This is a genomic window from Rhizobium sp. P2_G2 (genome assembly GCF_056403555.1).
The window spans coordinates 17,807-43,685 of the sequence record NZ_JBFUFF010000058.1; the positions used below are offsets into that span (position 1 = coordinate 17,807).

General features: G+C 62.8%; 29 protein-coding genes. 16 read left to right on the forward strand and 13 right to left on the reverse strand.

Annotated features, from left to right (window positions below; genetic code table 11):
• Positions 1 to 30: 30 nt before the first annotated feature.
• Positions 31 to 1,392, forward strand: coding sequence for an O-acetylhomoserine aminocarboxypropyltransferase/cysteine synthase family protein (locus AC1D06_RS28345; protein ID WP_477989187.1), 1,362 nt, complete (start codon positions 31 to 33; stop codon positions 1,390 to 1,392).
• A gap of 51 nt (positions 1,393 to 1,443) precedes the next feature.
• On the forward strand, positions 1,444 to 1,851 hold the full coding sequence (locus AC1D06_RS28350) for a RidA family protein (RefSeq protein WP_477989188.1): 408 nt from the start codon (positions 1,444 to 1,446) through the stop codon (positions 1,849 to 1,851).
• Between the two features lie 8 nt (positions 1,852 to 1,859).
• Here AC1D06_RS28350 and AC1D06_RS28355 read toward each other — a convergent pair whose 3' ends face one another.
• Entirely contained in the window at positions 1,860 to 2,396 is a 537-nt protein-coding gene (locus tag AC1D06_RS28355; protein WP_477989189.1) for an NADPH-dependent FMN reductase, read from the reverse strand.
• Between the two features lie 169 nt (positions 2,397 to 2,565).
• On the opposite strand from AC1D06_RS28355, the gene AC1D06_RS28360 reads away from it, so the two are divergent.
• Genes AC1D06_RS28360 through AC1D06_RS28385 form a run of 6 tightly spaced genes read left to right on the forward strand, consistent with a single transcriptional unit; the run spans position 2,566 to position 8,185 of the window.
• Positions 2,566 to 3,096, forward strand: a complete 531-nt coding sequence (locus tag AC1D06_RS28360; protein ID WP_477989191.1) for a carboxymuconolactone decarboxylase family protein — start codon at positions 2,566 to 2,568, stop codon at positions 3,094 to 3,096.
• Positions 3,097 to 3,128: 32 nt separating this feature from the next.
• Positions 3,129 to 4,712, forward strand: coding sequence for an ABC transporter substrate-binding protein (locus AC1D06_RS28365; RefSeq protein ID WP_477989195.1), 1,584 nt, complete (start codon positions 3,129 to 3,131; stop codon positions 4,710 to 4,712).
• On the forward strand, positions 4,713 to 5,795 hold the full coding sequence (locus tag AC1D06_RS28370) for an ABC transporter permease (protein WP_477989196.1): 1,083 nt from the start codon (positions 4,713 to 4,715) through the stop codon (positions 5,793 to 5,795).
• Positions 5,792 to 6,649 carry an ABC transporter permease gene (locus tag AC1D06_RS28375; RefSeq protein ID WP_477880402.1) on the forward strand — a complete coding sequence of 286 codons (858 nt, stop codon included), beginning with the start codon at positions 5,792 to 5,794 and terminating at the stop codon, positions 6,647 to 6,649. The genes AC1D06_RS28370 and AC1D06_RS28375 overlap by 4 nt, the downstream gene beginning before the upstream one ends.
• Positions 6,642 to 7,466 (forward strand): ATP-binding cassette domain-containing protein, encoded by an 825-nt coding sequence (locus tag AC1D06_RS28380; RefSeq protein WP_477989197.1) that lies wholly within the window; start codon positions 6,642 to 6,644, stop codon positions 7,464 to 7,466. Before AC1D06_RS28375 ends, AC1D06_RS28380 begins: the two co-directional genes overlap by 8 nt.
• Complete coding sequence (locus AC1D06_RS28385; protein WP_477989199.1) at positions 7,463 to 8,185, forward strand: ABC transporter ATP-binding protein; 723 nt, start codon at positions 7,463 to 7,465, stop codon at positions 8,183 to 8,185. Before AC1D06_RS28380 ends, AC1D06_RS28385 begins: the two co-directional genes overlap by 4 nt.
• Positions 8,186 to 8,193: 8 nt before the next feature.
• Here the strand turns inward: AC1D06_RS28385 and AC1D06_RS28390 are convergent, their stop codons facing one another.
• The 7 genes from AC1D06_RS28390 to AC1D06_RS28420 all read right to left on the reverse strand — a co-directional run bounded on the left by AC1D06_RS28390 (position 8,194) and on the right by AC1D06_RS28420 (position 15,096).
• The gene (locus AC1D06_RS28390) at positions 8,194 to 8,619 is read right to left on the reverse strand and encodes an OsmC family protein (protein ID WP_477880406.1); all 426 of its coding nucleotides are present in this window, start codon (positions 8,617 to 8,619) and stop codon (positions 8,194 to 8,196) included.
• Positions 8,620 to 8,851: 232 nt separating this feature from the next.
• A complete protein-coding gene (gene cysE, locus AC1D06_RS28395) occupies positions 8,852 to 9,712 on the reverse strand; it encodes a serine O-acetyltransferase (protein WP_477989200.1) in 861 nt (286 codons plus the stop codon).
• A 159-nt stretch (positions 9,713 to 9,871) separates the two neighbouring features.
• Positions 9,872 to 10,978: a pyridoxal-phosphate-dependent aminotransferase family protein gene (locus tag AC1D06_RS28400; protein WP_477989202.1), complete on the reverse strand. Its 1,107-nt coding sequence runs from the start codon at positions 10,976 to 10,978 to the stop codon at positions 9,872 to 9,874.
• Between the two features lie 24 nt (positions 10,979 to 11,002).
• Positions 11,003 to 11,848, reverse strand: coding sequence for an ABC transporter permease (locus AC1D06_RS28405; RefSeq protein WP_477989204.1), 846 nt, complete (start codon positions 11,846 to 11,848; stop codon positions 11,003 to 11,005).
• On the reverse strand, positions 11,845 to 12,774 hold the full coding sequence (locus AC1D06_RS28410) for an ABC transporter permease (protein ID WP_477989206.1): 930 nt from the start codon (positions 12,772 to 12,774) through the stop codon (positions 11,845 to 11,847). The genes AC1D06_RS28405 and AC1D06_RS28410 overlap by 4 nt, the downstream gene beginning before the upstream one ends.
• Before the next feature lie 2 nt (positions 12,775 to 12,776).
• Positions 12,777 to 13,889 (reverse strand): ABC transporter substrate-binding protein, encoded by a 1,113-nt coding sequence (locus AC1D06_RS28415; protein WP_477989208.1) that lies wholly within the window; start codon positions 13,887 to 13,889, stop codon positions 12,777 to 12,779.
• Positions 13,890 to 13,905: 16 nt separating this feature from the next.
• Positions 13,906 to 15,096: an ABC transporter ATP-binding protein gene (locus AC1D06_RS28420; protein WP_477989210.1), complete on the reverse strand. Its 1,191-nt coding sequence runs from the start codon at positions 15,094 to 15,096 to the stop codon at positions 13,906 to 13,908.
• A 338-nt stretch (positions 15,097 to 15,434) separates the two neighbouring features.
• Here AC1D06_RS28420 and AC1D06_RS28425 point away from each other — a divergent pair, with 338 nt between their 5' ends.
• On the forward strand, positions 15,435 to 16,019 hold the full coding sequence (locus AC1D06_RS28425; RefSeq protein ID WP_477989212.1) for an RNA ligase 1 family protein: 585 nt from the start codon (positions 15,435 to 15,437) through the stop codon (positions 16,017 to 16,019).
• A 176-nt stretch (positions 16,020 to 16,195) separates the two neighbouring features.
• On the opposite strand, the gene AC1D06_RS28430 is transcribed toward AC1D06_RS28425, so the two are convergent.
• Positions 16,196 to 16,393 carry a hypothetical protein gene (locus tag AC1D06_RS28430; RefSeq protein ID WP_477880420.1) on the reverse strand — a complete coding sequence of 66 codons (198 nt, stop codon included), beginning with the start codon at positions 16,391 to 16,393 and terminating at the stop codon, positions 16,196 to 16,198.
• On the opposite strand from AC1D06_RS28430, the gene AC1D06_RS28435 reads away from it, so the two are divergent.
• Positions 16,392 to 16,811, forward strand: coding sequence for a transglutaminase-like cysteine peptidase (locus AC1D06_RS28435; RefSeq protein WP_477880422.1), 420 nt, complete (start codon positions 16,392 to 16,394; stop codon positions 16,809 to 16,811). The genes AC1D06_RS28430 and AC1D06_RS28435 overlap by 2 nt on opposite strands.
• Before the next feature lie 322 nt (positions 16,812 to 17,133).
• Positions 17,134 to 18,909 carry a malto-oligosyltrehalose trehalohydrolase gene (gene treZ / locus AC1D06_RS28440; RefSeq protein WP_477989214.1) on the forward strand — a complete coding sequence of 592 codons (1,776 nt, stop codon included), beginning with the start codon at positions 17,134 to 17,136 and terminating at the stop codon, positions 18,907 to 18,909.
• A gap of 60 nt (positions 18,910 to 18,969) precedes the next feature.
• Here treZ and AC1D06_RS28445 read toward each other — a convergent pair whose 3' ends face one another.
• Entirely contained in the window at positions 18,970 to 19,170 is a 201-nt protein-coding gene (locus AC1D06_RS28445) for a hypothetical protein (RefSeq protein ID WP_477989216.1), read from the reverse strand.
• 310 nt (positions 19,171 to 19,480) lie between these two features.
• Here AC1D06_RS28445 and AC1D06_RS28450 point away from each other — a divergent pair, with 310 nt between their 5' ends.
• From AC1D06_RS28450 to AC1D06_RS28460, 3 genes are all read left to right on the forward strand, one after another.
• Positions 19,481 to 19,972, forward strand: coding sequence for a histidine kinase (locus AC1D06_RS28450; RefSeq protein ID WP_477880426.1), 492 nt, complete (start codon positions 19,481 to 19,483; stop codon positions 19,970 to 19,972).
• A gap of 12 nt (positions 19,973 to 19,984) precedes the next feature.
• On the forward strand, positions 19,985 to 20,209 hold the full coding sequence (locus tag AC1D06_RS28455) for a DUF4189 domain-containing protein (protein WP_477880427.1): 225 nt from the start codon (positions 19,985 to 19,987) through the stop codon (positions 20,207 to 20,209).
• A gap of 329 nt (positions 20,210 to 20,538) precedes the next feature.
• Positions 20,539 to 20,748: a hypothetical protein gene (locus AC1D06_RS28460; RefSeq protein ID WP_477880429.1), complete on the forward strand. Its 210-nt coding sequence runs from the start codon at positions 20,539 to 20,541 to the stop codon at positions 20,746 to 20,748.
• A 312-nt stretch (positions 20,749 to 21,060) separates the two neighbouring features.
• Here the strand turns inward: AC1D06_RS28460 and AC1D06_RS28465 are convergent, their stop codons facing one another.
• Positions 21,061 to 21,846: a sulfotransferase family protein gene (locus AC1D06_RS28465; RefSeq protein ID WP_477989217.1), complete on the reverse strand. Its 786-nt coding sequence runs from the start codon at positions 21,844 to 21,846 to the stop codon at positions 21,061 to 21,063.
• A 320-nt stretch (positions 21,847 to 22,166) separates the two neighbouring features.
• Here AC1D06_RS28465 and AC1D06_RS28470 point away from each other — a divergent pair, with 320 nt between their 5' ends.
• Positions 22,167 to 22,472 carry a KTSC domain-containing protein gene (locus tag AC1D06_RS28470; RefSeq protein WP_477880433.1) on the forward strand — a complete coding sequence of 102 codons (306 nt, stop codon included), beginning with the start codon at positions 22,167 to 22,169 and terminating at the stop codon, positions 22,470 to 22,472.
• A gap of 237 nt (positions 22,473 to 22,709) precedes the next feature.
• A complete protein-coding gene (locus tag AC1D06_RS28475; protein WP_477989218.1) occupies positions 22,710 to 23,231 on the forward strand; it encodes a hypothetical protein in 522 nt (173 codons plus the stop codon).
• Positions 23,232 to 23,250: 19 nt separating this feature from the next.
• Here AC1D06_RS28475 and AC1D06_RS28480 read toward each other — a convergent pair whose 3' ends face one another.
• Positions 23,251 to 25,272 carry a hypothetical protein gene (locus AC1D06_RS28480; protein WP_477880436.1) on the reverse strand — a complete coding sequence of 674 codons (2,022 nt, stop codon included), beginning with the start codon at positions 25,270 to 25,272 and terminating at the stop codon, positions 23,251 to 23,253.
• 195 nt (positions 25,273 to 25,467) lie between these two features.
• The coding region (locus AC1D06_RS28485; RefSeq protein WP_477989219.1) for a type I secretion C-terminal target domain-containing protein at positions 25,468 to 25,879 on the reverse strand (412 nt) is incomplete at its 5' end.

Sequence of the window (25,879 nt, forward strand, 5' to 3'; positions counted from 1 at the left end):
TCCATCAACGCCGAGCCAAAGGAGCCGGATATGAACCTCCATCTCAACCCCGACGAGGCCGCCCCGACCACGCCCGCCCCGCCCGCGGGAACTGCGCTGTTCAAGAGCAGGCATCCGGAAACGATCGCGCTGCATGGCGGCAGCTATCGCTTCGACCCGACCACCGGCGCGGTCGCCGTGCCGATCTACCAGTCGACCTCGTTCCAATTGCCGGGCACCGAGGGCGCCGACAAGCTCTTTGCGCTCGAAGCACCGGGCCATCTCTATACCCGCGTCTCCAACCCCACACAGGATGCCTTCGAGCAGCGGCTGGCCGAAATCGAAGGCGGCGTCGCGGCACTGGCGCTGAGCTCCGGCCAGGCGGCCTCGGCCTTCGCCATACTCAATCTCGCCCGCGCCGGCGACAACATCGTCTCCGCCATCGGCATCTATGGCGGCACCTGGGCGCTGTTTGCCGCAACGCTGAAGAGTTTTGGCATCGAGACCCGCTTCGTCGATCCGACCGACCCGGAAGCCTTCGCCCGCGCCACCGACGACAATACCCGCGCTTACTATGCAGAATCCCTGCCCAATCCGAAGCTGGAAGTCTTCCCGATCGCCGAGGTCGCCGGCATCGGCCGCCGCTTCGGCATCCCGCTGATCGTCGACAACACCGCAGCACCGCTGATCATCCGCCCGTTCGAGCACGGGGCGGCCGTCGTGGTCTATTCGACCACCAAATATATCGGCGGTCATGGCACCTCGATCGGAGGTGCGATCATCGAAAGCGGCACTTTCCCCTTCGCCAATTATCCGAAGCGCCTGCCGACCCTGCACGAGCCCGATCCGAGCTACCAGGGCGCCACCTGGCTGCAAAAGGCTGAAAAGATCGGCTTCTTCGCCTATATCCTGCGTGCCCGCGCCGTGCTGTTGCGCGACCTCGGCGCCGCAATCAGCCCGCAGAATGCCTTTCAGTTCCTGCAAGGCCTGGAAACCCTGCCGCTGCGCCTCACCCAGCACAATCGCAATGCCGAGATCGTCGCCGACTATCTCAAGACCCATCCGAAAGTGTCGAACGTCATCTTCCCGAAATTCCAGACCGGCACGGCCAAGGCCAATGCCGACAAATATCTGAAACCCGGCAATTTCGGCGCGCTTGTCGGCTTCGAACTCAAGGATGGTCGCGATGCCGGCCGGCGTTTCATCGACGCTCTGCAGCTCTTCTACCACGTCGCCAATATCGGCGATGCGCGGTCGCTGGCGATCCATCCCTCGACCACCACCCATTCGCAGCTCTCCGCCGAGGATCAGCTGTCGACGGGCGTCACACCGGGCTATGTCAGACTGTCTATCGGCCTCGAGCATCCCGAGGATATCCTCGCCGATCTCGAGCAGGCGATTGCGGCAGCCTGAACAGGCGGGGTGGCGTTCTTCCCTGCTGCGCCACCCCGTCCGGATTCCATCATGACCCGCTACATCAAAACCGACAAAGCCGCTCCACCGCCAAAAACCGCCCGCTATTCCCACGCGGTGGAGGCCAACGGCTTCCTGCTCGTCACCGGCCAACTGCCGATCGATCCCACCCATCCGGACGCAGCGCTGCCGGCATCGATCGAGCAACAGACGGAGCTCGTCTTCCGCAATCTTGCGCTGATCGTCGAGGCATCCGGCTATCGCCTCTCGGACACTGTCTTCGCCCGCATCTATCTCAGCCATTTCGAGCGAGACTATGCGGGCTTGAACTCCGTTTATCACCGCTATTTCAACGACGAGGCTGCCTTCCCCGCCCGCACGACGGTCGGCGTCGCCAGGTTGGGCCGGGATGCGCTGGTGGAAATCGATCTCACCCTAGCCCGCCGTGGCGATAGATAACAGCGCGGTCAGACCGCTCGCGCCTTGGCGGCAAGGGCGAGCCCGTGCGCGGCACCGAGCAGCGGATAGTGTTCGGCGTCGACAAACTTCGTCACGATCTCGTCCTTGCCATCGAACTGCGATGTCACGAGATAGAGGCTCCCAGTCGGCACGCTGGCGCCCAGTTCCACCAAGAGCGGCCGCAATGTGTGGTTCGGCGCCAGCGAGTGATCGGGCGCGCCGCCGGTGAAGACGGGGATTGCCACGGTGCCCTTGAGTCCGCCGGTGTCGTAGCGGTCGAGAAAAGCCTTGAGCAGGCCGGTATAGCTCGCCTTGTAGGTCGGCGTGGCGAAAACCACGAGACCGGGCTCGGCGACGCTCTTCGTCAGCGCCTTGACGCTCTCCGAATTCCAGTCGAACAGGCCCGCGGCATGGTGTGAGAGCTCGATCACCTCGACCTCATCCGACGTGCCGACCAGACCGGCAATCGCCTTGCCAACGGCCACGGCCAGTTCCGTCGTTCGACCGCCCGCCGAAGGATTGCCGATAACCACTTTGATTTTCATGTCGATTTTCCTCATCGATGAACTGGTAATAGGGTCGCTCATATAACACTTTCTCTATAGAATTAGTCTGTAGAATATTTTTCGTCCAGTGGCCACCAAGTTAGATCATGCGCCTCTCACCTTCATCCAGGCCCCGGTGTAACTTCCTACCCACGCAAGCGAGGCGTCCATGAGCCAAATCCCGCAAATCGACTACGACACCGCCGCCGAGGATATCCGCCGAGCGCATGACGACGAAATCGCCGCCCGCGGGCGCATGACCAATATGAAGCGCACGCTGCTGCATTCGCCGCAGGCGCATCGCATCTATGCCGAATGGTTCACCCTGCGTACCGAGCTGCTGCCGGTCATCGACGACCGCGCCATCTGGATATTTTCGCATGCGATCTCCAAGGCATTGAACTCGAAGATCGCGGTGACGTTCTTCCGCAGGGCACTGATCAACGCCGGCTTCGACCCCGACGCGCTCGTGCTCTCCGAAGAAGAAGCCCTGCTTGCCCGCTTCGGCCGCGCCATCGTTGCCAACTCCAATGCCGTGCCGGCCGATATCTGGGCGGCGCTGAAACTGCGCTACCAGCCGAAAACCCTGGTCGATCTCACAGCCTTCGCCGGCGTCATGATCGCCACCGCCGTGTTCAACAACGTCGTCGAGGTCGATTTCGACCCCGAACTCGCAGCCTTCGCCGAAAAACAAGACTGATCTTACCGCCATCCGATCAAAGGGAGTCCACCATGACCATCACCATCAGGCAAAAACTGCTCGGCGGCGTCTTCGGCGCCGTTCTCGCACTCGGCGCTCCGTTCGCGCATGCCGAAACGCCGAGCGACACGCTCGTCGTGGCGCAGTCGATCGACGATGCCGTCAGCTTCGACCCGGCCGAAGGTTTCGAGCTGACCACGGTCCAGTCGTTCAACAATGTCTACCAGCGGCTGGTACAGTCCAACCGCCAGGACGGGACCAAGATCGAGCCGGCGCTCGCCGCTTCCTGGGAAGCCGGCAAGGACGGCAAGAGCCTGGTCTTCGCGCTCACTGATGCCAAGTTCGCCTCCGGCAATCCGGTGCGCCCCGAGGACGTGATCTTCTCGCTGACGCGCGCGGTCAAACTCAACAAGGCGCCGGCCTTCATCCTCAATGAGCTCGGCTGGAAGGCCGACAGCGTCGATGCCGCCGTCACCAAGGTCGACGACAAGCATGTCAAGCTTTCCTGGAGCGCCGATGTCGGTCCGGGCTTTGCCCTCGCCTTGCTCACCGCGCCGATCGCTTCGATCGTCGACGAAAAGACGGTCACCGCCCAGGTCAAGGACAATGATTTCGGCAATGGCTGGCTGAAGACCAATTCCGCCGGCAGCGGCGCCTATGTCATCGCCAATTACACGCCGCATGAGGCTCTGGTGTTGCAGGCCAACGCCAATTCGTCCGACAAGGCAGCCCTGCCCAACCTGATCATCCGCAACGTGCCGGATGTCGGCGCCCGGCGGCTGCTCGTCGAACAGGGTGACGCCGATATCGCCCGCGGCCTGTCGGCCGACCAGATCGATGCGCTGAAGAGCAAGTCCGGCGTCAAGGTCCTCTCCGTCCCCTCGGCCCGCACGGACTATGTGCTGATCAATTCCAAGGCCAATCCGACGCTCGGCAATCCGGCCTTCTGGGACGCGGCACGTTATCTCGTCGATTACGACGGCATCGCCAAGAACCTGCTGCGCGGCCAGAGCACGGTGCATCAGGCCTTCCTGCCGGTCGGCTTCCCCGGCGCGCTGACCGACACGCCGTTCAAGCTCGATGTCGAGAAGGCCAAGAAGATCCTTGCCGACGGCGGCATCAAGACACCGTTCAAGATCGAATTCATCGTCTTCAACGACCAGCCCTTCCTGTCGATCGCGCAATCGCTGCAATCGACCTTCGCGCAGGCCGGCATMACGCTCGACATCCAGCCGGGTGTCGCCAGCGAGATCTATGCCCGCGGCCGCGCCGGCAAATACGAGATGACGCTGCGCTACTGGATCCCGGACTATTTCGACCCGCATTCCAATGCCAGCGCCTTTGCCATCAACAAGGACAATTCCGCCAACACGGTCGCCAAGCAGGCGGGCTGGGTGATCCCGGAACTGACCGACGAGACGCTCGCCGCCGTCAAGCAACAGGACCCGGCCAAGCGCGTCGAGCTCTATCAGGACCTGCAGAAGAAGATCCAGAAAAGCTCGCCCTACGTTTTCACCCTTCAGGGTAATGATGAGGTCGTGCTAAGCGACAAGGTGAAGAACTATGCCCAGGGCCTGAACGCTGACCAGGTCTATTACGACAAGGTGGAAAAATAAGTGCCAGAGACGGCAAACCCGTCGCAAACCGAGATCGATGACTCCCGCCCGCGGCGACGCTGGCGGGAGTTGTCTTTCGCCTGGACGCTCGCCAAATGGCTCTGGTCCTTCGCACTCACCCTGCTCGGCCTGGCGCTGGTGACCTTCGCCATGACCCGCGCGGCCCCCGTCGACCCGGCGCTGCAGCTCGTCGGCGAGCATGCCAGCCAGTCCACCTATCTCGCCGCCCGCGCCGAACTGGGCCTCGACCAACCGCTGCCGCTGCAATTCGTCCGCTATGTCGAGACGGCGCTGACCGGCAATCTCGGCCTGTCGACCTCGACCGGCCAGCCAGTGGCGAGCGATATCGCCCGCACATTACCGGCAACCATCGAACTCGCCACCGTCGCCATTGTCTTTGCCACCCTGATCGGGCTGACGCTCGGCATTCTCGCCGCCATGCGGCCGGGAAGCTGGCTCGATGCGCTGGCGCGCCTCATCTCGCTGATCGGCTATTCGATCCCGATCTTCTGGCTCGGCCTGTTGATGCTGCAGCTCTTCTATGCCCGGCTGCATTGGGCGCCGGGACCCGGCCGCACCGATATCGTCTTCCAGTACACGGTCAAACCGGTCACAGGCTTTGCGCTGATCGACACCTGGCTCTCCGGCAAGGCCGGCGCCTTTCGCGATGCGCTGTCGCATCTCGCCCTGCCGGCGACGGCGCTCGCAATCTATGCGCTCGCCTCGATCGCCCGGCTGACGCGCTCGACGGTGCTGACCGAACTCGGCCAGGAATATGTCACCACCGCCAGAGCCAAGGGCGCCGGCATGCGCCGCGTCGTGCTCGTCCATGTCCTGCCGAACGTCGCCGGCACGCTGTTGACCGTGGTGGCGCTCGCCTATGCCAGCCTGCTCGAAGGCGCCGTGCTGACCGAAACCGTCTTCGCTTGGCCCGGGATCGGCCGCTACCTGACCACTGCCATGTTCGCCGGCGACATGGCAGCCGTGCTCGGCGCGACGCTTGTGGTCGGCACGTCCTTCGTGCTGCTCAACACGCTGACCGATCTCGGCGCCCTGCAGCTCCAGGCGGGGGGTCRCCGATGAGCGCGATCGTCGAGCACCCGGTTGCCGAACCGTCCTTCGCCACGCGTTTCCTGCGCTCGCCATCCGCCACGATCGGCGGAGCAGTCGTCGCGCTGATCTTGCTCGTGGCACTGCTGGCGCCGCTGATCGCGCCCTATGATCCAATCCTCCAGGACACCGCCAACCGGCTGATGCCGCCCACATCGGCCCATTGGCTGGGCACGGATGCCTTCGGCCGCGATATCCTCTCACGCCTCATCTATGGCGCGCGGCCCACCCTGTTGCTCGTCCTCGTCGTGGTTCTGCTGATGGCGCCGCTCGGCATTCTCGTCGGTATCCTGGCCGGCTTTTTCGGCGGCATGACCGAGCGCATCCTGATGCGCTTCACCGACATCGTCATGTCCTTCCCGCGGCTGCTGCTCGCCTTCGCCTTCGTCGCCATCATGGGGCCGGGCCTGATCAACGGCGCCTTGGCGCTGGCGCTGACGAGCTGGCCGGCCTATGCGCGGCAGGCGCGCGTCGAAACGGCGGCCTTGCGCCGCAGCGACTATCTCGCCGCCGCCGAAATGGTCGGCATTCGCGGTATCCGCCTGCTCTGGGGCCATATCCTGCCGCTTGTCCTGCCCTCGGCCGTCATCCGCCTGGCGCTCGATCTATCCGGCATCATCCTCGCCGCCGCCGGCCTCGGCTTCCTCGGGCTGGGCGTGCGGCCGCCGACGGCGGAATGGGGTTCCATGGTCGCCGATGGCACGCAGGTGATCTTCGACCAGTGGTGGGTCGCGGCTGTCCCCGGCTTTGCCATCCTGGCGATTTCGCTGGCCTTCAACCTGATCGCCGACGGCCTGCGCGACATATTGGATCCCCGCCATGGCTGAACCGCTGCTCGACATAGACGGCCTGTTGATCACCTTCCCCTCCGAAACCGGACCGGTGCGCGTGGTCGACAATATCTCTTTTACGGTCGGCCGCGAGATCGTAGCGCTGGTCGGTGAATCCGGCTCGGGCAAATCGATGACCGGCCGGGCCGTAATGCGCCTGTTGCCAGGCAGCGCCGAGATGCGCGCCCGCACGCTCAACTTCGACGGCCGCGACCTCAAGGCGCTAACGCCATCCGGCTGGAATGCTCTGCGCGGCAACGATATCGGCCTCATCCTGCAGGACCCGAAATATTCGCTCAACCCGGCCCATAAGGTCGGCCGGCAGGTCGAGGAAGCGCTCCTGCTCCACACCCGCCTCGGTGCCACGGAGCGGCGCGAAAAGGCGCTCGACATGCTCGCCAAGGTCGGGTTGCCTGACCCGAAACGCGTCTATGCCAGCTACCCCGCAGCACTATCCGGCGGCATGGGCCAGCGCGTCATGATCGCCGCGATGATCATCAACCAGCCGAAACTGTTGATCGCCGACGAGCCGACCTCGGCACTCGACCGTGCACTGCAGGACCAGATTCTGACGCTGCTGCGCTCGCTGACCACCGAATTCGGCATGGGCCTGCTGCTGATCAGCCACGACCTCAGGCAGGTGTCGCGCTATGCCGATCGTGTCGTGGTGATGCGCCGGGGCAAGATCGAGGAGCAAATGGCATCGGCCGATCTCGCCCAGGCGCAGTCCGCCTATACGCGGGCGCTTTGGGCTGCGCAGCCATCGGCCAGGACCTATGGCACACGGCTGCCCGTCTACGGAGACGCGCCATGAATGCGATCTCGGTAGACAACCTGGTGATCGGCTTCGAGACATCAGGCAGCCGCTTCGTCGCGGTAAAGGGCGTCGGCTTCGAGGTCGGTGAAGGCGAGACATTCGGCCTCGTCGGCCCGTCCGGCTGCGGCAAGACCACGGTTCTCAGGGCGATTGCCGGCTTGAACACCCATTGGCAGGGTTCGATCCGCGTCTTCGGGGACATGCTGCAGCCCGGCCGCAAGATAACCGGCCGGCTGCGCGACAATATCCAGATGGTGTTCCAGGACCCCTATTCGTCACTGCACCCGCGCCACCGTATCAGCCGCACGCTCGGCGAGCCGCTGGCGATCCGCGGCGGGCGCGACATCGCGCGGCAGGTCACCGACGTGCTCGGGAAGGTCGGCCTATCGCCTGACATCGCGGCGCGCTATCCGCACCAGCTTTCCGGCGGCCAGCGGCAGCGCGTGGCCATCGCCCGGGCGCTGCTGCTGAAACCGTCCCTGCTGCTGCTCGACGAGCCGACCTCGGCGCTCGACATCTCGGTGCAAGCCGAAATCCTCAACCTACTCAACGATCTCAAGCGCTTGCAGGGCATGACGCTGATCCTCGTCAGCCACGACCCCGGCGTGATCGCCCATATGTGCGACCGGGCTGTGATGATGAAATCCGGTCTGATCGACCGGTCGCTCGACCGCAACGCGCTGGCATCGGATGATTGGCTGGCAGCGCTCGCCTGAACAGGGCCTCAGGCCACCGTCGTGACGAATTCCGGATTGCCGCGAATCGTGTTGCTGACGGTGCAGATTTCGTCCTCCGCCGCCGAGATGATCGCCGAGCGCGTTTCCCCGTCGATATCGCCTTCGACCTTGAAAACGATATTGAACTTTTCCACCCGCGAAAGGCCGTCATGCGCCTTCTCGCCGGTGACATCGGCGGTGATCCGCTCGATCTTGTCGAGCACGCCCATGCGGCTCGCGGCGATCCGGGCGCTGAGCACCAGGCAGGCGGAAAGCGAGGCATAAAGCAGGTCGAGCGGATTGAAGCCCGGCTGCGAGGCGCCGGTGACGATATCGATTTCGCCGCCGGTGACCGAGGTAATGTGCGGAAAACCGTTACGGCCAAGCACTGCATTGGCGCCGGTAGGGCGGGTCTTGACTTTCACTTCTTGCATTTTGACGATCCGGATTTTGGCGTGATGGATATGTAGTGCGGGACGATCGGAATTGAAGCGAGCTTGTCCACTCCGTTCGACGCAGCCAGGGATTAATTGCCATCCGCTGTCGCCTCGATGGCGTCAAGACACTGTCTCCCACGGCAGATCGGTGCCGAGCATCAATTGCCGTATTGGCGCGCGGCGATCCCGCAAGCCCCATACAGCCACGTCATATCATCGACACTTGGTATCAGATGACGTAATCCGGCTCATCCAGCGCCTGTTTCATCGTCACGCCGGGCATGCCCTTGTCGGGCGAGGAGCGGCCGACCGGGCGGGCCGGGATACCAACCACCGATGTATAGGCTGCCACGGGCGAGACGACGACGCTGCCGGCGCCGATCTTGGCGCCCTCGCCGATCTCGATATTGCCGAGGATCTTTGCGCCGCAGCCGATCAGCACCCCGCGGCGCACCTTCGGATGCCGGTCGCCGCTTTCCTTGCCGGTACCGCCCAGCGTGACGTTCTGCAGGATCGAGACATCGTCTTCGACGACTGCGGTTTCGCCGATGACCAGCCCGCTGCCATGGTCGAGCATGATGCCGCGGCCCATGCGCGCCGCCGGATGGATGTCGACGCCGAAGACTTCGGAAATCCGGCTCTGCAGATGCCGCGCCATGTGGGTGCGGCTATGGTGCCAGAGCCAATGGCCGACCCGCTGGCCTTGCAGCGCCAAAAACCCCTTGAAATAGAGAAACGGCGTCAGAATCTCGGCATTGCTCGGATCGCGCTCCTTGACGGCGACGAGATCGGCTGCCGCAGCGGTGATGATTGCGGGATCACTGAGAAACGCCTGGTTGATCACCATCATCATCTCTTCGCCGTCGAGATCGTGATTGGCGATTTTCTGGGCGAGCCGGTGCGCAAGTGCCGCCGCAAAGCTAGGGTGATAGAGAATGGCCGAATTCATCGTCCGGCTGAGTGCCCCGTCGCTGCGCGAGGCAAAGATCGCCTCCTCCCCCAGCCGCTGCCAGATCCACTCGACCTGGGCGCTGACGGATGGCTCTACCGGATAGACGGTGCCGAACCGGACCTGTACGAATTCGTTCATAGGGCACGCTCCAGAAGCGGATGGCGTCGACGACAATCCGCGGAATTGTCGGTCGGAAGCCTAAGCAAATTTTTGGTATTCACACAATAAATATATAATCCATGGAATAAGTTCCGACAGGAATCGACCGACAAGTGAAGCAAGCGCACAAATTCCATCTTAGCCCCCATCGGCATAGGCGGCCGTGACAGCCTCCGCGGCACGTCCGAGATCGACGGCATGGCCGAAGGTGCGGAGTGCCGCGCCATAGGCGACGACATTGGCCAGCACGGGCGTGAAGGCGGCACGCGCGCCGGTATGATCGAGCCGCACCAGCCGGTCGGCAATGTCGCCGAAACCGCGCCCGAGCGCGACGCCAAAGCGGGCGGCAGCGGTGATCAGCGCCTCGGCCCCGATGCCTTCGGGCACGGGCGCGGTGGTGACCAGAGCAGAGGCAGAGGCGTCACTTGCGATCCACGGCGCGATGCCGAGCGCCCGCAGGCCGGCGCGGGTGGCGCTGGCGGCCTGCTGATGGCGGGCCACCAGATGTTCGATTCCTTCAGCCTCGACCCGGTCGAGCGTGGCCTCCAGCGCCCAGAATTCCATGGCCGAGGGCGTGCCGGGCAAGACGCCACGGCCGCTATCGATCCAGTTTTGCTTGAGGTCATGGAGCGACAGCAGCGAGGGTGCGGCTTGCGCGATGGCTGCAATATGCGCCCATGCCCYGTCGCTGACGGAAAGCGCCGAAAGCCCGGTCGGGCCGCCGAGCGCCTTTTGCGGGCCGATGGCGACGATATCGACCCCCAGCGCATCAACGGCGAATGGATGGGCGCCGAACGAGGCGACGGCATCGACCACGGTCAGCGCGCCCTGCGCCCTGGCGAGCGTGACGATCTCGGCAATCGGATTGAGGGCGCCATTGGCCGCTTCGCCATGCACGACCGACAGGAGATCGAGCCTCGGCAGCGCCTCCACCGCCCGCCGTACGGCCGCGAGCGCGATCGGCTGGCCGGGCTCTGCCGTCACATCGATGACATCCGCCCCGCCGCGGCGCAGCCAGGCGCCGAAATAGCTGCCATAGGGGCTGGTGACGATATTGACGGCGGAGAGCCCCGGCCTTGCAACGCTGGTGGCGGCGGCTTCGAGCGCCAGCAGCGCTTCGGCCTGGATCAGCAGAACGTCGGAACGGGTGGAAAGCAGTGCCTTCAGCCGGTCGGCGGTGACGGCGTAGCGGTCGGCGGGATAGGCCGGCAGATTGAGCAATGCGCTGGGCGGGAGAGCGGACATGTGGGAGACCTTGCCAAAACAACCCTAGCTGAGCAGCCGCACCGCGCCGGCCCTGCGCGCCAGGCCGAACAGAAGCGCCGCGATTGCCAGCATCAGGAGGGTGAACAGGAACACCACGGCCGCCGCCGCATAGACTGCCGGCGACGGGCCATATTGCAGGCTACCATAGAGATAGACCGGCAGCGTATTGATCTGCGGCGTGGTGAGGAACGCCGACACGACCAGATTGTCGAAGGAAAACGTATAGGCCATGACCCCGCCGGCCGCGATCGCAGGCAGAACCTGCGGCAGGACGATGAAGCGCAGGGTCTTGAGCCGCGTACTGCCGAGATCGGCCGCCGCCTCCTCGATGCGCCGATCGAGCGTCAGCACCCGGGCGCGCACGATCAGCGCCACGACGGCGATCGAAATCGGCGTGATGCCGGCGACCAGCGTCGCGGTCGAAAGCCGGATGCCGGTCACCGCATAGGTCAGCAGCAGCGACACCCCGATCACCGTCTCCGGCACGATCAGCAGCATATAGGTAAGCCCGGCGAGGAATTTGCGCACGAAAGCGCTCGGATGGCGCACCAGGGCATAGCCCAGCGATGCGCCGATCAGCACCGAGATCACCGCCGACCAGAGGGCCACGACCAGGCTCGATTGCACCGCGCGCCTGAGCGACAGGTCCTCCCAAGCAGCGGGAAACCATTGCAATGTCCAGCCGGTGATCGTCGCCGTCTGCTTGTTGACCACGCCGAGATTGAAGGCATAGACCAGTGCGGCAATGATCGGCGCGAACAGGAACACCAGCGCAGCGCTATACCAGACGAGCAGGCCGGCATCGATGAGCGACGTCCGGCGGCGAGCGGGAGACACAATCGCGCTCATCGCCCCACCTCCGCAAAGCCGCGCGTCAGCCGCGCCAGCACGGCGACGATGATCGCAATAACGATCAGGATCAGCACCGCCATGGCCGAGCCGAGCGGATAGTTCTGCGACTGCAGATATTGCGAGGACAGCGCCTGGCCCATCAGCACGCCGCGGCTRCCGCCGAGCAGTTTGGGGATCACCATCTCGCCCAGCATCGGCACGGCGGTGAGCAGCACGGCGGTGGCAAGGCCGGGCCGGCTGAGCGGCAGGGTGATATTGAGGAAGGTTTTGAAGCGCGAGGCGCCGAGATCGCGGCTGGCTTCCAGAAGCGGCCTTGGAATGCGGTCGAGCACGACATAGAGCGGCACGATGGCGATCGGCAGATAGGCATAGACCATGCCGATGAACACCGCCGTCTGCGTATCGAGCACGTCAAGCGGCCCCGAGTGCAGCCAGAGCGCATTGAGCACGATCTCGGCCAGGCCCTGGCGCGACATCAGCATGTAGAGCGCCATGATGCGGATGAGGAAGCTGGAAAAGTAGGGAATGAGGATCAGCGTGATGGCAAGCGCCCGCCGCCGCTCCGTTCGCCGCGCGATGAAATAGGCGACGGGATAGGCGACCGCGATCGACAGCGCCGAAGCGCTGGCCGCAAAGACGATGGTGCGGACAAGTGTGGCGCCATAAAAGCCGGTGAGCGCCTCGCCATAATTCTCCAGCGTGAAGCCGGGCTCCACCCCGCCGAAGGTGGAGTGGCCAAACGAGTAGACCACGGTGAAGCCGAGCGGCGCCAGGAAGAACAGCGCGAGCCATACAGTCGGCACCGCCGCCAGCAGATGATCGAGGAGCCGCGGCGACACCGAGCGCACACGGCCATTGCCGGCGAAGGCTTCGCCGGCAATGGCGCGGTTGCGCAAGACGGGTGCGGCCGGGGCTCCGGTCACGATCAGCCGGCCGCCGCCTGGATTTCCTGCTGCACTTGGCTATAGGTGCCGATCGTCTCGGGATTGACGACGAAGGAGGTCAGCTTCTTGAAGTCCAGGTCCTTGCCGCCGAAAATCAGGTCGGCATTGGGCACATCGGCGCCGATCTTCTGCCTCAGCCCGGCCACCGCTTCCGGAAAGCCGATATAATTGGTCTCCGCCAGCTGGATATCCGGCTGCAGCACGAAAGACAGGAAATCATAGGCCTGGTCGAGATTGGGCGCGCCCTTGACCACGGCGTAATTGTCGACCCAAAGCTCGCTGAACGGCCCCGGCACGGCCCATTTCAGCTTCGGATTGAGGCCGATAATAGCGCGGGCCTTGCCCTGATTTGTCTGGGCCATGACGATCGCGCCATTGGCGACCGAATTCGGATCGAGCCCGGAGAACGACTTCACATGCTTGGCGAAGGCCTTCAGCTTCTCGCCGGCCGCCTTGATCTCGTCGATAGTGGCCTTGTTCCAGTCCTTGCCCTCGATCCAGAGCTGCGGCCCGATGGTTTCCCAGCCGGAATCCGACATGCGGATCTTGCCCGACACTTCAGGCTTCTCGCCGGCCTTGAAGAAATCCTCCCAGGTCTTGATCTCGCCGCCGACCGCTGCGGGATCGTAGACGACGCCGAGCAGGCCCCAATCCTTGGGGATCGAATATTTGTTGCCGGGATCATAGTCGCGGTTGAGCAGGTCCTGGTCGAGCGAGGCGAGATTGAGCCTGGAATGATCGAGCTCTTCCAGCAGCCCCTTGTCGGCCAATTGCTTGATCCAACTCGACGACGGCACGACGATGTCGAAACCCTGCCCTGCCGGGCTGTTTAGCTTGGCGAACATGGTGTCGTTGGAATCATAGGTGGCGATATTGGGGGTGACGCCTGTCTTCTCGGCGTAAGCCGCAAGCGTCTCCTTGGAGAAATAATCCGGCCAGCTGTAGATATTGAGCTGGCCCGCCGTGGCGGCACGGCCAGGCGAAGGGCTGGAAAACACGCCGCCGAGGGCCGCGGCGACCGGGGCTGCGCCCAGCAGCCCGAGCATGGAGCGCCTGCTGACAGGCAGGCTTGGCGAAAAACGATTGTCCGACATCGGCTTGGTCCTCCTTCTATGATCTGGTCTGCGGCGAAATATCGTCCCGATAGGCACGGGCAGCGCCGGCGGAAAACGAGACGAAGACATCGTCCCCGACAGAAAGCGTATCCACCGAAGGCCCATCGGTGAGGCGCTGCACCACCGCCTCGAAGGCGAGCCCGCCCGGCGTCACTGCTCTCAGACGCAAAGACGGCCCGATCGCCACCTTGTCGACCAGCCGCGCTGCAAAGCGGTTCGGCTGCGCCGCCGCCTTGGCGTCGAAGGGCGCGAAATGCGTCGCCTCCGGCCGGACGACAACCAGCAGCGTGTCGCCGATACTGGCCCCATCTTCAAGGTGACCCGCGGCGATGGCGCCGAAATCGGATTGCAGCGCCGCCGGCATGCCCTTGGCCGTCAACCGCGCGCGCAGCCTGTTGGCACTGCCGACGAACAGCGCCACCCAGGCATTGGCCGGCGCATCATAGATCTCTGCCGGGGCGCCGACCTGTTCGAAGCGGCCATCGCGCATCACCGCCAGCCGGTCGGCCATGCCGAAGGCCTCGTCCTGATCATGCGTCACATAGATGAAGGTCGCGCCGAGCTCGCTCTGCACCCGGCGCAATTCCCGCTGCATCTCGTCGCGCAGCTTGCGGTCGAGAGCGCCGAGCGGTTCGTCGAGCAGAAGCACCGCAGGATCATTGGCAAGCGCACGTGCCAGCGCCACCCGCTGCTGCATGCCGCCGGAAAGCTCGTGCGGCCGACGCTCGGCCGCGTCGGACAGGCGCACGAGATCGAGCAGGCCGCGCGCCTTCGCCAGCCGCTCCGCCCGCCCTGCCCCATGCATGCGCGGGCCATAGGCGACATTGTCGATCACGCTCATATGCGGAAAGAGCGCATAGGATTGAAAGACAGTATTGACCTTGCGCCGCTCGGCTGGCTCCGCTGTGACGTCCTCACCGGCAATCCGGATCGTGCCGGCATCCGGCGGTTCGAACCCGCCGATCAGCCGCATGATCGTGGTCTTGCCCGAGCCGCTGGGGCCGACGATCGCCAGAAACTCGCCGGCCGCGACGTCGAGCGAAATATCCTTGAGCACCATGCGCCCCTGATATGACTTGCTGACGCCGGCGAGCGAGATTGCACTCGGCGATGCCGCAACATCCGCCGCCGCGTTCTTGGCGACGTCGAGGGCTGCGATGGGCCGAAGATGCGATGCTTTCACCATGTCACGACCGAAAATGCCGATGCTGTGGGATCGTGCACGTCCAGATGCGACCCCGATTGTCATCGCGAAATCATCTACGCCCGATCGCTGCGCCGCAACGCTTTTAGGAGCATTTCATCAGGCGAAAGTGAAATGATTTTCTATGTTTTGTGAGTGGCGGCGAATTGGGTGAGCAATCGGGGCTGCAGCAGAGAAACTGCTGGGCGAGCCGCGCGCGCAATCACCCGCCATATGTCCTCGACAGCACACGACATCACAACCACACTCCTGTAAAAGCAGCCGTCGCGCGCCCTGCCCCCAAACGGCGCGGCAGCAACGACAGCATCAAGAGGCGTCAGATGAAGAAAATACCGACGGTTTTCGAGCGTGACTGGAACGGCGACAGGAGCCGCGTCGTCGATCAAGTCCATGCCGGCTGCGAATGGGTCGCCGCAGGCGAAGGATGGCCGACGCTGAAGATCGACGGCACGTGTTCGCGGGTGCGCGACGGCAGGCTCTACAAGCGACGGGAACTGCGCAAGGGTGAGGCTGCGCCGAACGGATTCGAGCAGGCCGATTTCGATGYCGAGACCGGCAAGACCATGGGCTGGATGCCGGTCGGCGACGGCCCCGAGGATGCCTACCATCGCGAGGCCCTCGCCGCGGCAGCACCACTTGCCGACGGAACCTATGAGCTCGTCGGGCCAAAAATACAAGACAATCCGGAACACTTGTCCGCCCATCGGCTGATCTCGCACGACACGCTCAGGCTGGACGAGACCGTGCCGCGCGATTTCGCCGGGCTGAAAGCCTGGTTCGCCGACAAGGACATGGAGGGCATCGTCTTCCACCACGCCGACGGCCGCCGCGCGAAAATCAAGCTGAGGGATTTTGGGCTGAACCGGGGGACTGTGCAGCCGGGAAGAATTGGCGGGGGAGTATGACCGAGAGGTGCGGTGACGGCGGCGTAGGAGGCCACGGCCGATCGCTTGGGGACGCATCCTTAAAGGCGCTTCAAAAATCCCGCCAGCCCCCTGCCAGAACCGCCTCAACTGCCGGCAAGGCTGGTTTGCGATAACCGGATGGCCCGGAGCGCAAGATTCTGATATCTGCAGCATGTTCAAAAATGCAGGAATTGGACATCACCACGCATGAAGCCGTCGAGAACAATGGCGATCATTGCCATTTTGGCAATCGTAGCCGGATGCCAGTCGGCCAAGCCGACAGCGCCGAAACCGGGCCCGCGCTTCACCGGTCCCGCCTTTCTGTCCGGAAAGCGCCGAGTGACGGCACCCTTTGCCTCGGTGATGTTTTGCATGCGCTCTCCGGCGGAATGCGTTGGCTCACGCAATGTGGCAGCCGTTAACCCGACATTCGGCAAGATGGCCGATCTGGATGACGTCAACAGCGCGGTCAATCATCAGATCGCGCCGCGCCCCGACCCCACTGCCGATGACAATTGGACTTTGTTTCCGAAAGCCGGCGATTGCGAGGATTATGCCGTGTCGAAGCGGCATGTGCTGATCCGGCACGGCTGGCCGGCCTCGTCGCTGCGGCTGGCGATCGGCAAGACCGAGCGGGGCGAAGGCCACCTCGTCCTGGTGGCGCGGACCAATGATGGCGATGTCGTGCTGGACAATCTCACCGACGAGGTCAAGCCTTGGAACGCGGTAGGCCTTCGCTGGATCAGCATCCAGTCATCCACCGATCCGAAAATGTGGTACGCCCTGATGTGAGAGGGCGGAGGCGATGATCGCCGATCGTCCGGGATTTGGTCTCCGATATTGTCGAGGGTCGAACAACATCTGCACGCCCGGTTCCCTGCCCGCCTCGCGCAAAATTCCGCGTTACTGCCCCGACACGTCGCCTCGCGACAGGAGGAACCAGCAGCGGCTTTGATTGTTAGCTATCAGACACGGGGCACTATATGGGGCGTTGTTGTTGTAGGCGCAGTCCTCGTGGCTGTCGCTGCCCGCACCGGGGCGGTTGAACCTTCAATACCTCCGAGGGGGCTCCACCGAGCCATTATTCCGATAGACTGCAGCCATGGAGCATTCCTTGATACCGACGTTCGGCCCTGTTCTCGGCAATGACAGCGTGACCTTCCGGCTCTGGGCGCCCCTGGTGGACCCGGTCGCCGTCAAGATCGACAATCACGCGCCGCTACGCATGATCCGCGGCGACGACGGATGGCACAGGCTCGAACGGAAGGATGTCGGTGCCGGCCAGCGCTATTCTTTCGTCATGCCGGATGGCCTGGCTGTGCCGGACCCGGCCTCCCGCTTCCAGCCGGACGACGTACACGGCCCGAGCGAGGTGGTGGACCTCGACCGGTACCGATGGGCAGTGCCGCAATGGAAAGGCCGTCCCTGGCATGAAATCGTGATCAGCGAAGTCCATATCGGTGCATTCACCCGGCAGGGCACGTTCGCCGCGGCGATGGAGCGGCTGGATCATCTGAGCGACGTGGGCATCACGGCCATCCAGATCATGCCGATCGGCGATTTTCCCGGCCGTTTCGGCTGGGGTTACGACGGCGTTCTGCCTTACGCGCCGGAGAGCCGCTACGGACGGCCGGAGGACCTGATGGCGCTGATCGATGCGGCACATGCACGCGGCATCTCCGTATTCCTCGATGTCGTCTACAATCATTTCGGCCCCGACGGGAATTATCAGCCGCTCTACGCGCCGCTCTTCACCCATAAGCACAGGACTCCCTGGGGCGAAGGGATAAATTATGACGACAAAAGCGGGCGGCTGGTTCGCGATTTCGTCGTCGAGAACGCGCTTTATTGGCTCGGGACGTTCCGTTTCGACGGCCTGCGGCTCGACGCGGTGCATGCGATCCGGGACGACAGCGGCGAACATCTGCTGCTCGAGCTGGCGAGACGCGCAAGAGAGGCCGCAGGCGACCGCCATATCCACTTGATGGTCGAAAATGAGAACAACGACTCCGCCTTGTTGGAAAGGCGCAAAGACCTCACGCCGCTCCATTACACGGCGCAATGGAATGACGACCTGCACCATGTCCTGCATATCGCGGCGACAGGTGAGAGGTTCGGCTACTATGCCGACTACAAGGGCAGTCCGCACGATATCGGCCGGGCGCTGGCAGAAGGCCTGGTGTTCCAGGGTGAACACATGCCCTATCGCGGCGGCCTTCGCGGAACCTCCTCCGCGCATCTGCCGCCGACCGCCTTCATCTCCTTCATCCAGAACCATGACCAGATCGGCAACCGGGCAGCCGGCGACAGGATCATGGCTTTGCAGGACGCGGCCGTCATCAAGGCGATCGCAGCCGTCTATCTGCTCGCCCCTGAGATACCGATGCTGTTCATGGGCGAGGAATGGAATGCCAGAGAGCCGTTTCCGTATTTCTGCGACTTCGACGAGGATCTGAACGAAAAGGTCCGTGTCGGCCGGCGCAAGGAAATGTCGCGCCTACCCGGTTTCGACGCGGCAGACCTGCCCGATCCGACGGCCGAGGCGACGTTTTTCTCCGCCAAACTGGACTGGCAGATGAGCCGGGAGCAAGGCGACATGCTCGCATATTATCGCGCGCTTCTCTCCCTCCGGCACCGCGCAATCGTGCCCCGGCTCGCCGGCATGCAAGGTCATGGCGGCGTCTTCGATGCGGATGGCGCCGCCACTACAGTCCGCTGGCGTATGGGCGATGGCTCCGTGCTGCAGCTCTACGCAAATCTGTCTGATGCCGCGGTCGATCTGGCCGAAACGATCGGCGGCGATCCACTATTTGCTGTTGGGAATATCACCGGGAAGAGACTTGAAGCATGGGCTGTGGTTTGGACGCTGAAGCGCGGCGAGCAGGTCTAATCCCGTGCAATCGTTTGGTTTGGATCGAAAGGACATTGGTGTCGGACATGTCTTGAGGGATCACGCCTCTTCTGCCGGATCGGGATCTTCCTCATAGGCGTCCCAGCGTTTGGCGCAGATGCTGTCGAGCGCCGTCAGGATTTCCTTCGTGCCGAAGCCGCGCTGGTTGAGGTTGATCTGGATTTTCAGCAGGAGTTGATCGAGCACGGCTTCCAAATGAACGCGGCGGTCGGGATCGTCTATAGCAAGTGTTTCGGTCATCATGTCCTCCTGAACCATAGAACTATTTTTGAGCCTTGTCGTTCCGCGCACAGCCAAGATGCGCTCGGACGCGCCGCACCCATGCAATCCATTGCAACTGTGCTCTCTATCAAGGCGACGTGCCGCAGGCGTGTTTCATGGCCTTTCAGGGACGCGCGAAGGTAAGCGAGATCAGGCCAGACATCCTCTAAGCATATATACGTCAAGGGTTTATTTCCCTTGTCTCACACTCGTCCAGTGCGCTTCAGGCAAACTTAACCGGCGCCGGTCCATCACTTCCGCGCCATGTTGGCACCCAAAGGATTTGGAAATGAAGACCCTGCTTGCCGCAGCCGCGCTGGCTGCTCTGCTCTCCTCCACGGCTCATGCCGCCGATCTCACCTTCCCCAGCGATGCTCCGGTGGCGACGCTGACCATCCCGGATGATTGGGGTCCGAAGGAAACCGACACCGGCATCGATGCCACCTCGCCTGACAATGCCGTCTATCTGTCGGTCGATGTCGCGGACGCCAAGGACACCGATGCCACCGTCAAGGCGGCGATCAAATATCTCGGCGACCAGGGCGTGAATGTCGACGAGAAGTCGGCCAAGCCGACCGAGAGCACGCTCAACGGCATGCCCTTCTATGCCGTGGATTGGACCGGCACCGACAAGGACGGCCCGGCCTCGATCGGCCTCGCCTCGGTCACCGTCGGTGACAAGAACCTGATTTTCACCTATTGGGGAACACAGGGCGATGAAGACAAGGATCAGGCCCTCATCGGCAATATCCTGCATTCGCTCAAACCGGCGCAAAAATAAGGAGACCTGCATATGAAGGCAATTGTTCTCGCATCCATGGCTATCCTGGCGTCCCTGTCGATGACATCCAGCGCCTTTGCCTGGGGCTGCGTGGCCGTGTCGGAAAACGGCACCTATGGCTATAGCTACAAGTACGACGACAAGGACGCCGCCGTCGACCGTGCGCTCAACGAATGTGCCAAGCGCGCAACCACCGACCAGACCTGCGAAATCACCGACTGCAGCGAAGATCAATAACCGGGTACGACACTGCGCCAGGGGGCTGACCGAGTTCCCTGGCGTGTGACTGCCGTGGCGTCCCGGAGCGGACTTTCCCGCATTTTTCGAACAACATTGGCCTTCCCGAGTTTCCGCAGCATGTCGCCTGCAACCGGCCCCGGGGTTTCGGGGTAGCGGCATGCGAAGCCCACGGGCGGGCATTTGCGGCAGATGGAGGCGAAGCCGATGTCTGCCCTTGGAGCAAGTCATCCGTTCCCCGCTCTTGATTGTCCCGCCGAGACCATGTAGCGCCAAAAACATGACCGTCCTGCCGCCGGCWTGTCCGGCGGCCGACCGAGAGATTTGCCATGGAAACCACCATGATCGAGACACGGGCCGATTTTGCGCAATGGGCGATCGAACGCGCACGCGCAATCGTCGCAGAACAGGGCGGCAACCTGGCTCTGGCCGCCCGCGACATGCGCGACGATACCATTGCAGAGACCGGCAATGCTCTCGGACAAGCCATCGTCGACGCACTTCTCGAAGTGTTCGACGGCCTCCTGCCTGAAGCGTGATGCATCGGCGGAACCGCGCCGACCTCTATCCCCGCCTCACCTCGCGCAGGATGCGCATCTCCTCGCGGTCGAGCTCGATCGCTATCTGAATGGTCCTTTCGGACACGGATGGGTGTCAACAGAGAGGTGCTGCCGGGACGACGTCCATGGCGCTCGGCTTCACAGCCGGAGCGCGGCGTGGGAAAGAGGCGGCACCCCACCGAACGCGTCCGGAGCAACCCGGCCCATCCCCTGGCCCGGAGCAGATCGGGCAATTGGCGCGAGTTGCGCGTCGGTGCCCGGATCGTAGATTGACACGCCTGTCGGTGAAATTCAGACGGCTGCCTGCCCGTGGTCCTTCAGATAGGCTTGCACAGTCGGGTGCGAGAGGATGATGTCGGTCTTCTCCTGATCGAGATAGACGCGATCGAAATGCATGCCCGGCTCATCAATCAATATGTTGTCGAAGCTGAGCTCCGTCCCCATGAAGGCATTGATCGCGCTCACGGTTTCGGAAAACCTGAAAACCAGGTCCTCATACTGGATATGCAGCACGTTTTTCCGCGCCGCGATGGCCATGACCGCCAGATAGGCGGCAGACCAAGCCTGCAGCATCTCGTCGAATTTGACAATCGCTTTCCACCAGTCCCGCCCCTCCTCCGCCTCGGCCGTGCGCCGCAACATCGAATTGACGACATCGAGAGGATGCCGGGTGATGTGGATATAACGCGCATGCGGCAGCGCCAGCAGCCCGGCGAGATTTTCATAATATTTCGGGTATTTATCGCCCCACAGCACCAGCTCCGATCCGGGATTGATCCGGTTCGCATGCCATTTGTACAGCGACCGGACCGCCGGCCACACGGCCTCGGTGGTGAAATTGTGCCGATGGATGTTGTCGAGCGTCAACGTTTCCCGGCTGGAAAGCGAACGCATTCCGCTCTTCAGCGAAGCCTTGCGACGTTCCTTTGTATTGATCGCCTTGCCGAGCCGCTCGACCAGGGACAGCAGGTCTTCTTCCGAAGAAACGAAGGCATGCGGACTCGAATTCAACACCTGCAGCAGCGCCGTCGTGCCACTGCGGGGGCAGCCGCCGATCAGAAGTGGAGCTTTGAGCATTTGCGCCTATCGTCCGATGACATCGAGCGCACGATACGGCCACAGTCCGGGCTCTGCAAATGCCGGGAGATGATTTTGTGCGCTTTACCCGGAAACGCAATCCTTGGCGACGGGCGCCAACGCCGCCCGGGACCTCACTTCCCTCCGGCATTTGGCAAAGCCTTGTTTTTTTCAGCCCGGCCTCATACTGTTGACACCCCCCTTCGATATGAAGGGAGTGACCTGGATACGAATCGAGGCAAAGCACAACAACTCTACTGACATATTTACTGGCGCGAGTTTTGCGCTATTCTGCAATCCCGTAGAACAAGGTCGCACCAATGACCGATACCGAAATTGAGCCACAGAAGAATTCAGTCGTCGCCCTTAATTCAAAAAGGCTTCGAAAAGCCGCTTATGACGCTGAAACAAAGAAACTCACCATTTGGTCCGGCCGTTTCAATAAGATTGTGCACCGCGACATCTCGCCTGGCGTCTACAATAACCTCGTCACGGCGCAAGAACCGGACTTTTATTACTTCCACTACATTCACCACCCGCCACCGCCCCGCAAGCCAGCTTTGCGAAGGTGGATCGTGCTTTTGGTTCTGCTGGTGCTGGTCACGGTGTTATGGAGCCTCGGCTGAGCGGCCTTCCGATTTCACAGTGATCGGGACCCAGCAATAGAACGCGAAAGCAAAGGCACCCATCTCACTGAGGGAGCGGACCGGCGTCACGCCATCGATGCTGCTCGCCTGAGCAAGCAACATTCCAACCCAACGGGAGGGCGCGGGTTACGACGCGGCTTTAAGGCTGTAGGACGTAACGGCACCTTGCCGTTATCGCAATGGCGGTCCAGCCTGGACGAACCAAAGGATTGACTGGTGACTCGAACCCCGCCCGACACTTGCGACACATTGGGCCTCAGCCTTGTGCTGCGCGGTCACGGCTGGATCGACATCGTCATCGCCTGCGAAAGCGGGCCCTATATCTGCACTGTCACCGAGATTTTCCGCGATCCGGTTTCGGACCTTCTCGATCTCTGCCGTGGCATCCTGACCAACACATCCACGTCGATCTTTCTCCATGACGAGCCGGGCGGCCATCTGATGTCCGTGACCAGGAACGAAGCGCAGCAGCATACAATGAGGTTTGCGCTGTTCGACCTCGGCGGCACGCTTTACCAGACTGAAATCACCGGCAACGAGACCTTGCTGTTCTCGATCCCAGTCAAGCGCAAGCAATTGCTCGGCCTGATGATGGCGGAGCTGTGGAAGGGCCATCGCTTCATGCTGGAGCCATCATTCCAGAAGAGCCGCRGCAAGGTCTATCCACACGACGAACTCAAGGCGCTGAACCGGGAATGGAATGCCCACCCTTCCCTTGGTCCGTCGTTTCTCAAGTGACCAGTGCGACGGGCAMAGATCAAAACACAAAATCGCCCTTGTGCAGATCACCCGCGCTCACATGCAGCAGCGTAATCGTATCCCCATCCCCATCGCTGATCACGACACCGTCGTGCCCTTCGGTGATGTGGTTCCTGACCAGATCCCTATACGACGCGATGCCATCCACCCCTGACAGGTCGATCTTGTCGCCCTGAGCATGGTGGAAATCGGTGATCCTGTCCTGGCCATCGCCGGTCTTGAACAAAAATGTATCGTCGGCCTTGCCGCCGGTCAGCCGGTCGTCACCGCGCATGCCGTTGATGATGTCATGGCCATCGGTGCCGACAAGTTTATCGGCCGCCTTGGTGCCGGTGAAAGTGTCACTCTCGATCGCGAAGGTCAGCGTGTGCACTGCCGACGTGTCCTTGCCGCCCTCCGCAGTGCCGCCATTGTCGGTCACCGTAAAGCCGATCGTCGCCGACAGCGCATATCTGCCAGCCTGCCAGACGAGGTGGGCGAGATCGCCAGCGGAAATGGTCTCGCCCACCGTCACCGCCTCACCGTTGAGCAGCAGTTTGCCGGCCGAAGGCAAGGCGCTGATGGTCACCGAAGCAAAACGATCGCCGTCCGTGCCGTCGGAAAAGGCGAACGTGGTCTTCGAGAAGGCATAAGCGCCGTTGGTCAGGCTGCCGATCGTCCCGTCCGCCGCTGTCGGCGCGTGGTTGGTGCCGTAGATCTGGCCATCCGCATCATAGCGCTGCTGGTAGACGTCATAATTGTCGTCGGCATTGCTGCCGGAATACCATGTCACCAGCCAGCCGCCATCGGCGAGCGCCGTTGCCTTTGCCTCTGCCTGGTCGGCCGTCGTGGTGGTGTTGACCCGCATGTCGCCGGTCCTGGCCGTGCCATCGGCATTGTAGATCCGCTGGTAGATGCCGGAACCGTCGCCGTCCTCGCCGATCGCGTCCCACACAACCACCCAGCCGCCATCGGCGAGCGCCACGGTGCTGTCGTAATAGTTGGAGTCGGACGTGTAGGTATTGATCTGGGTTTCCCCGCCCAGTGCGGAGCCGTCGGAGGCATAGGCCCGCTGACGGATGTTGGGGCTGCCGCTGTCCTCCCATGTCGACACCCAGCCGCCATTCTCGAGCGCGGTGACCGACCGGAAGTAGTGATAGCCACCCGTGCTGGTATTGACATGCGTTTCCTCGCCCACAGGCTTGCCATTGGCAGCGTAGACCTGCTGGTAGAGGTCGGTGGTCGAGTGGTCCGAACTGGTGATCTGCCATGTCACCACCCAGCCGCCACCGGTCAGGCCGGCAATATCGACGGAGCTCTCATCGCCTGCGGTCGTGGTGTTGACCCGCACCTCGCCGCGCATCTTCGTGCCATCGGCATGATAAGCCTGCTGATAGACGCCATAGCCGTCGCCATCCTCGCCGGCCGAAGTCCAGCTCACCACCCAGCCGCCGCCGGCAAGCGCCGTGGTGTCGCCGCCGCTCGTCTGATGGCCCGTCGTATAGGTATTGACCTGTGTTTCGTCGCCCTTGGCCTTGCCATTGGCTTTATAGATCTGCTGGTAGATGCCGTAGCCGTCGCCATCCTCGCCGTTCGACATCCAGGTCACCACCCAGCCGCCGCCCGCAAGCGCGATCGGCGTCGGGTTGAGCTGACCGCCTGTGGTGTAGGTGTTGACATGCGTCTCCTGGCCCAGGGTGGTGCCGTCTGCGCTATAGGCGTGCTGGAAGGCGCCGTAGCCATCGCCATCCTCGCCGGTGCCGTCACTCCAGGTCACCACCCAGCCGCCATCGGCAAGGCCGGTGACCGCTTCGACATAGTGCATGCCCGTCACGTAGCTGTTGACCAGCGCCTCGCTGCCGCGCGTCGTTCCATCGGCATTGTAGGCCTGCTCGTAGATTTCGTAGGTGCCGCCATTGCGGTCGGTATCGCCCCACACCACCACCCAGCCGCCATCGGAGAGCGCCGCCACCACCGGCTCCATCTGACCGCCGGTCGTATAGGTGTTGACCAGGGTTTCGGGGTAAGGCGTATGGGACATGGCGCATCCTGCTCGGGTCTGTCTGTCGACGATGCGAGCATTCTGCCCAGGCGGCTGTTGCGCCCGGTCCGACGAGGTCGATCATCACTTCCGGCGGCAAAATCTCGTGGAAGCGAGATAGCAGATCGTTGCCACCGGCGTTTGACTATTTTTGGGTGTGTCCTGCGTGGTTGCGTAAGATGCCACAAGCGCCGATCAAAACAGGAAATCGCCCTTGTGGAGATCACCCACGCTCGTATGCAGCAAGGTGATCGTGTCTCCATCCCCATCCGAGATCGTCACCATGTGATCGCCTCCGGACAGATGGTTCTTCACAAGGTCCTTGTACGACGCGACGCCATCCAACCCGGAGAGATCGATCTTATCCCCCTGCTTGTGGTCGAAATCGGTAATCGTATCCTGACCATCGCCGGTCTTGAACACAAACGTATCATTCGCCCTGCCGCCGGTCAGCTTGTCATCGCCGTGCATGCCGTTGAGGATGTCGTGCCCATCGGTGCCGACAAGCTTATCGGCCGCCTTGGTGCCGGTAAACGTGTCGCTCGTGATCGCGAATGTCAGCGTGTGCGCCGCCGACGTGTCCTTGCCGCCCTCCGCAGTGCCGCCA

Excerpts from the sequence above, each read along its gene's own strand:
- AC1D06_RS28450 (WP_477880426.1), top strand. The coding sequence starts at position 19,481 with ATGAAGACCCTGCTTGCCGCAGCCGCGCTGGCTGCTCTGCTCTCCTCC.
- AC1D06_RS28460 (WP_477880429.1), top strand. The coding sequence starts at position 20,539 with ATGGAAACCACCATGATCGAGACACGGGCCGATTTTGCGCAATGGGCG.
- AC1D06_RS28360 (WP_477989191.1), top strand. The coding sequence starts at position 2,566 with ATGAGCCAAATCCCGCAAATCGACTACGACACCGCCGCCGAGGATATC.
- AC1D06_RS28345 (WP_477989187.1), top strand. The coding sequence starts at position 31 with ATGAACCTCCATCTCAACCCCGACGAGGCCGCCCCGACCACGCCCGCC.
- AC1D06_RS28455 (WP_477880427.1), top strand. The coding sequence starts at position 19,985 with ATGAAGGCAATTGTTCTCGCATCCATGGCTATCCTGGCGTCCCTGTCG.
- AC1D06_RS28375 (WP_477880402.1), top strand. The coding sequence starts at position 5,792 with ATGAGCGCGATCGTCGAGCACCCGGTTGCCGAACCGTCCTTCGCCACG.
- AC1D06_RS28465 (WP_477989217.1), bottom strand. The coding sequence starts at position 21,846 with ATGCTCAAAGCTCCACTTCTGATCGGCGGCTGCCCCCGCAGTGGCACG.
- cysE (WP_477989200.1), bottom strand. The coding sequence starts at position 9,712 with ATGAACGAATTCGTACAGGTCCGGTTCGGCACCGTCTATCCGGTAGAG.
- AC1D06_RS28390 (WP_477880406.1), bottom strand. The coding sequence starts at position 8,619 with ATGCAAGAAGTGAAAGTCAAGACCCGCCCTACCGGCGCCAATGCAGTG.
- AC1D06_RS28480 (WP_477880436.1), bottom strand. The coding sequence starts at position 25,272 with ATGTCCCATACGCCTTACCCCGAAACCCTGGTCAACACCTATACGACC.
- AC1D06_RS28420 (WP_477989210.1), bottom strand. The coding sequence starts at position 15,096 with ATGGTGAAAGCATCGCATCTTCGGCCCATCGCAGCCCTCGACGTCGCC.
- AC1D06_RS28415 (WP_477989208.1), bottom strand. The coding sequence starts at position 13,889 with ATGTCGGACAATCGTTTTTCGCCAAGCCTGCCTGTCAGCAGGCGCTCC.
- AC1D06_RS28380 (WP_477989197.1), top strand. The coding sequence starts at position 6,642 with ATGGCTGAACCGCTGCTCGACATAGACGGCCTGTTGATCACCTTCCCC.
- AC1D06_RS28435 (WP_477880422.1), top strand. The coding sequence starts at position 16,392 with ATGCGCTCTCCGGCGGAATGCGTTGGCTCACGCAATGTGGCAGCCGTT.
- AC1D06_RS28430 (WP_477880420.1), bottom strand. The coding sequence starts at position 16,393 with ATGCAAAACATCACCGAGGCAAAGGGTGCCGTCACTCGGCGCTTTCCG.
- AC1D06_RS28470 (WP_477880433.1), top strand. The coding sequence starts at position 22,167 with ATGACCGATACCGAAATTGAGCCACAGAAGAATTCAGTCGTCGCCCTT.
- AC1D06_RS28385 (WP_477989199.1), top strand. The coding sequence starts at position 7,463 with ATGAATGCGATCTCGGTAGACAACCTGGTGATCGGCTTCGAGACATCA.
- AC1D06_RS28350 (WP_477989188.1), top strand. The coding sequence starts at position 1,444 with ATGACCCGCTACATCAAAACCGACAAAGCCGCTCCACCGCCAAAAACC.
- AC1D06_RS28445 (WP_477989216.1), bottom strand. The coding sequence starts at position 19,170 with ATGACCGAAACACTTGCTATAGACGATCCCGACCGCCGCGTTCATTTG.
- AC1D06_RS28405 (WP_477989204.1), bottom strand. The coding sequence starts at position 11,848 with ATGAGCGCGATTGTGTCTCCCGCTCGCCGCCGGACGTCGCTCATCGAT.
- AC1D06_RS28355 (WP_477989189.1), bottom strand. The coding sequence starts at position 2,396 with ATGAAAATCAAAGTGGTTATCGGCAATCCTTCGGCGGGCGGTCGAACG.